Annotated in this window: 4 protein-coding genes and 1 pseudogene; 1 reads left to right on the forward strand and 4 read right to left on the reverse strand. The window is 55.7% G+C overall.

The window, feature by feature from the left end:
* The first annotated feature begins 50 nt into the window (after nucleotides 1–50).
* Nucleotides 51–1,290 (forward strand): annotated as a pseudogene (locus HMPREF2808_RS13285) (IS3 family transposase).
* 28 nt (nucleotides 1,291–1,318) lie between these two features.
* Here HMPREF2808_RS13285 and HMPREF2808_RS02735 read toward each other — a convergent pair.
* The 4 genes from HMPREF2808_RS02735 to HMPREF2808_RS02750 all read right to left on the reverse strand — a co-directional run bounded on the left by HMPREF2808_RS02735 (nucleotide 1,319) and on the right by HMPREF2808_RS02750 (nucleotide 5,926).
* On the reverse strand, nucleotides 1,319–2,134 hold the full coding sequence (locus HMPREF2808_RS02735) for an ABC transporter ATP-binding protein (protein ID WP_049156256.1): 816 nt from the start codon (nucleotides 2,132–2,134) through the stop codon (nucleotides 1,319–1,321).
* Nucleotides 2,134–3,213, reverse strand: coding sequence for a FecCD family ABC transporter permease (locus HMPREF2808_RS02740; RefSeq protein WP_049156286.1), 1,080 nt, complete (start codon nucleotides 3,211–3,213; stop codon nucleotides 2,134–2,136). The genes HMPREF2808_RS02735 and HMPREF2808_RS02740 overlap by 1 nt, the downstream gene beginning before the upstream one ends.
* Before the next feature lie 41 nt (nucleotides 3,214–3,254).
* On the reverse strand, nucleotides 3,255–4,412 hold the full coding sequence (locus HMPREF2808_RS02745; RefSeq protein ID WP_070497388.1) for an ABC transporter substrate-binding protein: 1,158 nt from the start codon (nucleotides 4,410–4,412) through the stop codon (nucleotides 3,255–3,257).
* 152 nt (nucleotides 4,413–4,564) lie between these two features.
* On the reverse strand, nucleotides 4,565–5,926 hold the full coding sequence (locus HMPREF2808_RS02750) for an MATE family efflux transporter (RefSeq protein ID WP_231732355.1): 1,362 nt from the start codon (nucleotides 5,924–5,926) through the stop codon (nucleotides 4,565–4,567).
* Nucleotides 5,927–6,369 lie beyond the last annotated feature (443 nt).

Here is a 6,369-nt window from a genome sequence, read left to right on the forward strand (position 1 = left end):
TGAAGTGTCCCAGGTTTTGTTCCGTTTGAGTAGATGGGAAAATCTGGAACATGCCAAGAAAATTTGACCAGGATGCAAAGGACCGTGTGGTCCGTCTCGTGGAGGACCGCATCTTGGCGGAAAGCATGTCGATGCATCCCGCGTGCTAGGCAGTAGCTTCAAAGTTGGGGGTTTCATGGCACACGGCTCGTCTATGGACTTAAGCCTGCTCGTCGTGCGGGAAACATCCCAGAACCTGTTCCTGAAGATTTGGCTACCGAAAATGCCAGGCTACGCCGCGAAAATCAAGAGCTTCGAGATACCAACGAGTTGCTGAAGGCTGCGTCAGCTTTTTCGCCTCACGACCAGGCCCCAAACGTTAAGAAATGATCCGGTTCATCGATAAATACCGGAATCATTTCTCTGTCGAGTTCATCTGCACCGGAGTTGAAGATTAACCGGGCTGGTGGGTTTATCACCTCGCGTGGTTATCGCCAGTCCAAAGCCCGTGGGCTTAAGTGCTCGTCGCCTTCGTGACGCTGTGCTGATTGAACGCATTGGTGCCATTCATCGGGATAATTACGGTGTCTACGGCGTGCGGACAATGTGGCATGCGCTTGACCGTGACGGAATCGACATCGGTCGTGAGCAAACCGCCCGGCTGATGCGCCTAGCTGGTGTTTCTGGCACAGGCACAGGCGGATCACCAATCACAACCCGTACACCTCAACAGGCCGGATCTGCGCCCGGATTTGGTCGAGCGTGAGTTCAAAGCCCAAGGCCTTAAACAAGCTGTGGGTGGCCGACATTACCTACGTGCGTACGAAGAAGGGTTTTGTGTACACCGCGTTTGTCACTGACGTTTACTCCCGGCGGATCGTCGGATGGGCATTATCGGACTCGATGCGCACCGAGGTATTACCGCTGCAAGCACTCAACCAAGCGATTGTGAGCGCGAAGGAAACAACAGGCCTTATTCACCATTCGGATCACGGCTTATAGTACGTCAGCGTTGTCTACAACCAGCGTCTCGCCCAGCACGGGATTGCCGCTTCCACTGGGACCGTCGGTGACTGAAATGACAATGCTCTAGCTGAAAACGTTAACGGCTCTTACAAGAATGAGCTCATCCATACTCGCAGGTGGAATGATGTTGTCGAGGTAGAAATCGCGACGTTCGAGTGGGTGTCATGGTGGAACGAGGTAAGGCTCCACCAAAGCCTGGGATATCGAACCCCAGCCGAGGTGGAAACCGAATTGTGGAAGAAGAACCCGCAACAGGGAATAATAGAAATCAAGGAACATGCCTAGGAACAAAACTCGGGGCACTTCAAGCCCCTTATATGGCTCTGGATGTGGTGATTGCTGCAGAACCGTCATCAGTAAGGGTGACTTTTCCATCTACGCGGTAGACTTCACGCAACATTTTTGCGGTTAACACGTCCTTAGCTGCTCCGTGTGCGTATACAGTGCCCGCGTGGAGTACCGCAATGCGGTGAGCGAAGCGCGCTGCTTGTGAAAGATCGTGCATCGAAACCACGACCGCCGCGGGTGCTTCAGCTGCATAGGCGCGAATATGCTCCATGAGGATGAGCTGATTTCTTAGGTCAAGAGCGCTGGTTGGCTCGTCCAGTAGTAATGCCTGCGGCCGGCATACGATGGCCTGGGCGAAGCTTACTAATTGACGCTGGCCGCCGGAGAGCTGGGACATTGTTCGGGATTCTAGGTCTTCTAGCCCCAGCCGCGTGAGGACCGAGCTGACTCGGTCCTGTGTGGATGTGGCTACCCGTAGTCCGCTGAATCCCGTCCGGGAATGCTGGAGTGCCAGAAGTACCGATTCGAATACGGTAAGGGTGCTTTCCGGCGGGGGATCCTGTGGCAAATATACTGCCTCGGGCCCAGTGACGTCGCCGCTGAATCGGCATAGGTTAGCCATGCAGCGCAGCAAAGTCGACTTACCAGCGCCATTAGGGCCGACGAGGGCGGTGACGGTTCCAGCTTCGATCTTTGGGAGACATACGTCATTCAGTATCTGTTCGTCTCCATGGGAAAAGCACAGGTTATCTACCCGGAGTGTGGGTTCTGGCGGAACCGTGGGCGGTTGTTCCACGAGGGGGTCCTTTCTGGGGCAGGAAGTACTGGGAGAGGCGATCATTAGGTTGAGGAGACAGTTCGGGGGCGGCGTCGCAAAACAATGAGGACGACGAACACGGGAACGCCCACAATCGCGGTGATGATGCCGACAGGCAGAATCGCCCCAGGCTGGATCAGCTTGGATACCACTGAGGCTGAGGTCAGCAAAAGCGCACCTGAGATGATGGACGTGGTGAGGAAGAAGCGTTGGTCCTCACCAACGAGCATCCTGGCGATATGTGGGCCGACGAGTCCGATGAAACCAATTGTCCCGGCCATCGAAACGGCAGTTGCCGCCATAAGGGAGACTCCCACCAGCGTGTACGTGCGCAGCTTTGGGATATTGATACCCATGGACCTAGCGCGGTCGTCGCCCATTCGAAACGCGGTCAGCGTCCACGCATTGCGGTAGAAGTAAGCAATTCCGATTAGTGAGATGACCGCGAGAAGGCCGATCTGAGGCCACGTAGCGCGCGTAAGGCTGCCCAAGGTCCAGAAAACCACCTGCTCTAATTGGGTCTGCGAGGCGAGGTACTGCATTAGCGCTAGTAGAGCATCGAAGAGGAACACGATGGCTATGCCCAGCAGAATCATTCCCTCGGTACCAGAGCTCTTTGACCGAGAGAATAGGACGATCACCGCACAGGCCGCGAGGGCGAAGACCCAAGCACTGCCCGCCATTCCCAGCGCTGCCCCGATTCCCGCCGCGGTGAATCCTGAGACGGTGGCAAAGGCTGCGCCAAAGCTCGCAGCGGCGGAAATGCCCAGCGTATAGGGCTCTGCCAAGGGGTTATCCAAGATGGTTTGCATCTCTGCGCCGGCAGCAGCGAGGGTGCCACCGATGAGCACCGCTGTGACGGTCATAGGCAGACGTATATCAAAGATGATCTGCCAGTCAATTGGGCGGGAATCGCTGGGGTGAAAGAGCACGTAGAGCGCCTCATTTGCGTTCAAACTGCTGCCGATGAGGAAATCTATGGCAATGGTGACGCATAGCAGGGCCGTAAGCCCTGCGATGATCGCTACCTTTCGCCTGCTAGCTGTTCGGTACCAGTTTGACCGGGGGCGTTGCCGTTGCGGGGTAGAGTTTTGGTCGTCCACCTCGCTTCCGGTGGCAATTGATTGCGCTCGTGCTCCGTGGCTCATGGCAAACCAGTCCAGAAGGTGCCGCTAGCCTCCACAGGGAGGAATTTTTCATGTAGTTCTTCCAAATCGGCCTGCGGGTCGACATCGGAAAACAGGTCGGGGTGCATGGCTTTGGCAAACCACTCGATGGCTAGGTAGTTGTATGGGGAGTCGTAGAAGTGATGCCACGCAGCGTAGGCCCGCTTGTTCTTGACCGTCCGCATTTCCTTAAGGACAGGTTGCCCGTCAACAACGCGTTGGAAGTCTTTGGCTGCCTGTTCGGTGGACTCGTCGTAGCCCAGGGGTACAAAGCCATTCTTCTTTGGCTGCTGCTTGGCGCCGGTCCAGTCTGCGCCGGTGGCGATGATGACGTCTGGGTCTTTTTCAGCTAGCGCCTCGGGAGAGACTTGCCCCTGCTTGGCGTCGATCATATCGTCGCCCACGTTTTCGCCACCCGCTGCGTTAACAATTTGGGCTAGGTTGGACTTAGCGAAGGTAGAGCAGCAGTCGAAGTAGCCGGGAGCTCGCCAGAGGAAGGTCGGTGTGGGGGTGGCCTTGGCTTTTTCTAGGCGCTCCTGAACCATGTTCACCTTGGACTCATAGAACTCGGCATACTCTTCCGCTTCCTTCTCGTGGCCGAGTACCTTGCCGAGCAAGCGCACGCTCGGTGCGGTGTTCTTCACCGGGTCGGTAAAGTAATCGACGGTAACCGTGGGGATTCCGGCCTTTTCTAGACCGTCTACGATGCCAGCATCCTGGGCGGCTTCGAAGCTGCTTGCGGAGACAATGAAGACATCTGGACGGGAATTCAAAGCTTGCTCAACGGACATCGAGCCGTCGTAAACTTCACCAGTTTGCTCAATATCTTCGATCTCTGAGAATTTCTGTTCGTACTTCTTGTACGTGCCAGGGTCGTTCTGCTCCAGGTCATCTGGCCAGGCAACGATGCCCTGGAGCGGGTTTTCTTTGTTGAGGATGGATGTCGTGTAAAGCATCCGTTGCCCGCCCATGAGGACCCGATCGACGTTCTTCGGGACCTCGACTTCGCGCCCGAGAATGTCGGTGATCTGTTGCTTTTCTCCGTCATCTGCGGTCTGTTGTTCATCGTTAGTGCTGCAGGCAGCGGTCATAAGGAGGGCAGTGGCGGTGACGGCTGAGGCGACTACGCGGGCCATTCGGTGGTGAGGGGCGCGTGGGGTTTTAAAACCGCGAGCCCTAGTTGTCGTGAGGGACAAGGCAATCCTTTCTTCCAAGTGGATCTATTAGGTTAGCCATACCTTTGTTTATCTACAATGGGTGATGAAACTTTTACCCCCCAACATTCCCGTTAAGTCAGTTCATTCAGTCGGCGGGAATATGTGCGTAGCAGCAGTACCGCCGTGGTTGCGAAACCCATGATGAGTCCTAACCAGACGCCATATCCTTCCCATCCGAGGAGCTTTCCAAATATCAGAATCCCGGGGACGCCAACCAGCCAGTACCCGACGAGGGTGCAGCGTAGCCCTGAGGTGGTGTCTTTCAGGCCTCTCAGTAGGCCCACTGCCACGTTTTGGATTCCTTTGGCGAACTGTTGCAGTACCGCGAGACATAGGAGCAGGACGGCAATGTGAAAGGTGGTGGGATCTGCCTCTTTTAAGAAAGGATGCAGTACCCACCTGCCCAACAGAAGCCACAGCGCGCCCATTATTCCCAGATACGTGACCACGACGAACAATATGCGTCGGGTAATCTCGCGCACTGAGTCGGCACTCTCGGCCCGAGCCCTTGTGATCAGCACCGAGCCGCCGTGAGAAAAGCCGATGCACACTTGGTAAACGATGTACGCCAGTTGGTTCACAATATTGTGCGCCGCTAGCATCTGTGGGCTAAAGGTCCCCATCACTAAACCGGCGATGGTTGTTATTGCAGCCTCCGAGCCATAGGTCAGACTGACTGGTACCCCGAGGCGGACGAGGCGGCAGATAGTCTCCCCATCTCCTTTACACGGAAGGATGTGGAAATAGGGCTGTAGCTCGGGAATGCGCAGTACCACAATCCGGAAGGCCAGGAAGGTAAGCAGTTGGATGACAGTTGTAGAAAGCCCGATGCCCGCTACCTTCCAGTGATCCGAGGCTGCCCATGTCATAAATAACCAGTTCAATGCGATATTTATAAATATCGATATCAGCGTGATGGTTAACAGGGAGCCGGGTTTTCGCATGCCCACGGCGAATTGGCGCAGGACGTTGAGCCACATCATCGGGACTAACCCGGGTGCGAGCGCAAGGGTCATGGCGAAGGTGAGTTGGGCAACGTGCTTGTCGATGGGCAGAACAAGGACCAATCCGCCTAGGGCGATGACCAGTAACGCGCCGAGAATTGCAGTGCCAGTGGCCACCGCGAAGGAGGAGCGCACAGCCCGCCGGATCTGTTCTGCTCCCGCCTCGCAATTTTGACAAGAGGTTTTCTCTTTTTCCATTTTTGCTGCTGCTTCAGCCACAAGATTTGCCCCGGCCGTCACCATGCCCACGCACATCGTGCGGATCTGGTTGTAAAGCTGCATCGCTAGGCCGCCGCCGGCTATCGCCAGTACGCCCACGGACTGCAGCATCAATACGTCCGTGGTGGTCAATGCAACTCCGGCGAGTTGTACTCCAGCGATGGGAAGGGAAATTCCCAGAACTTCGCGATATTTCCGGATGGATTTCAACCTCGCAGCCACCTTCAACTTCGGACTAACATTCGTCTCGGCCCTCGCTTCTCATCTTCTAAACCTCGCCCATTTTGGCGGCTGGTCTCCAATGTGCTGCGGTTTCTAGCGGTAGATACGCAGCACATCCGATTCATTTGCGGCCTCCAGGCCGTTGAAGCGAATGGCGCTGCGATACATCTGCACCAAAGTTGCAATCGGACGCTGCCGTCTGCACCATGGAAATTAGTGGTTCGCCCCTGCGGATTCAGCTGGTGCTGGCCGATGCCCCAGCGGTACCACCGTTGGTTGAGACCGAATCCCGTTCAGGGCTGGTGTTTGCAGCGGCAGAGACTCCCTTCGGAAAGTATAAAGATTATACCTAGTTTAGGTAAGGCTACCATAATTGAAGATTTCCACTTCAAACACTTCAGGTGGAAGGAGTGTGAAGATGGATAGGAGAG

This window comes from Corynebacterium sp. HMSC078A10, assembly GCF_001811565.1.
Taxonomy (GTDB): domain Bacteria; phylum Actinomycetota; class Actinomycetes; order Mycobacteriales; family Mycobacteriaceae; genus Corynebacterium; species Corynebacterium hesseae.

Coding starts and splice junctions, on each gene's coding strand:
- HMPREF2808_RS02735 (WP_049156256.1), bottom strand. CDS start 2,134: ATGATCGCCTCTCCCAGTACTTCCTGCCCCAGAAAGGACCCCCTCGTG.
- HMPREF2808_RS02745 (WP_070497388.1), bottom strand. CDS start 4,412: ATGGCCCGCGTAGTCGCCTCAGCCGTCACCGCCACTGCCCTCCTTATG.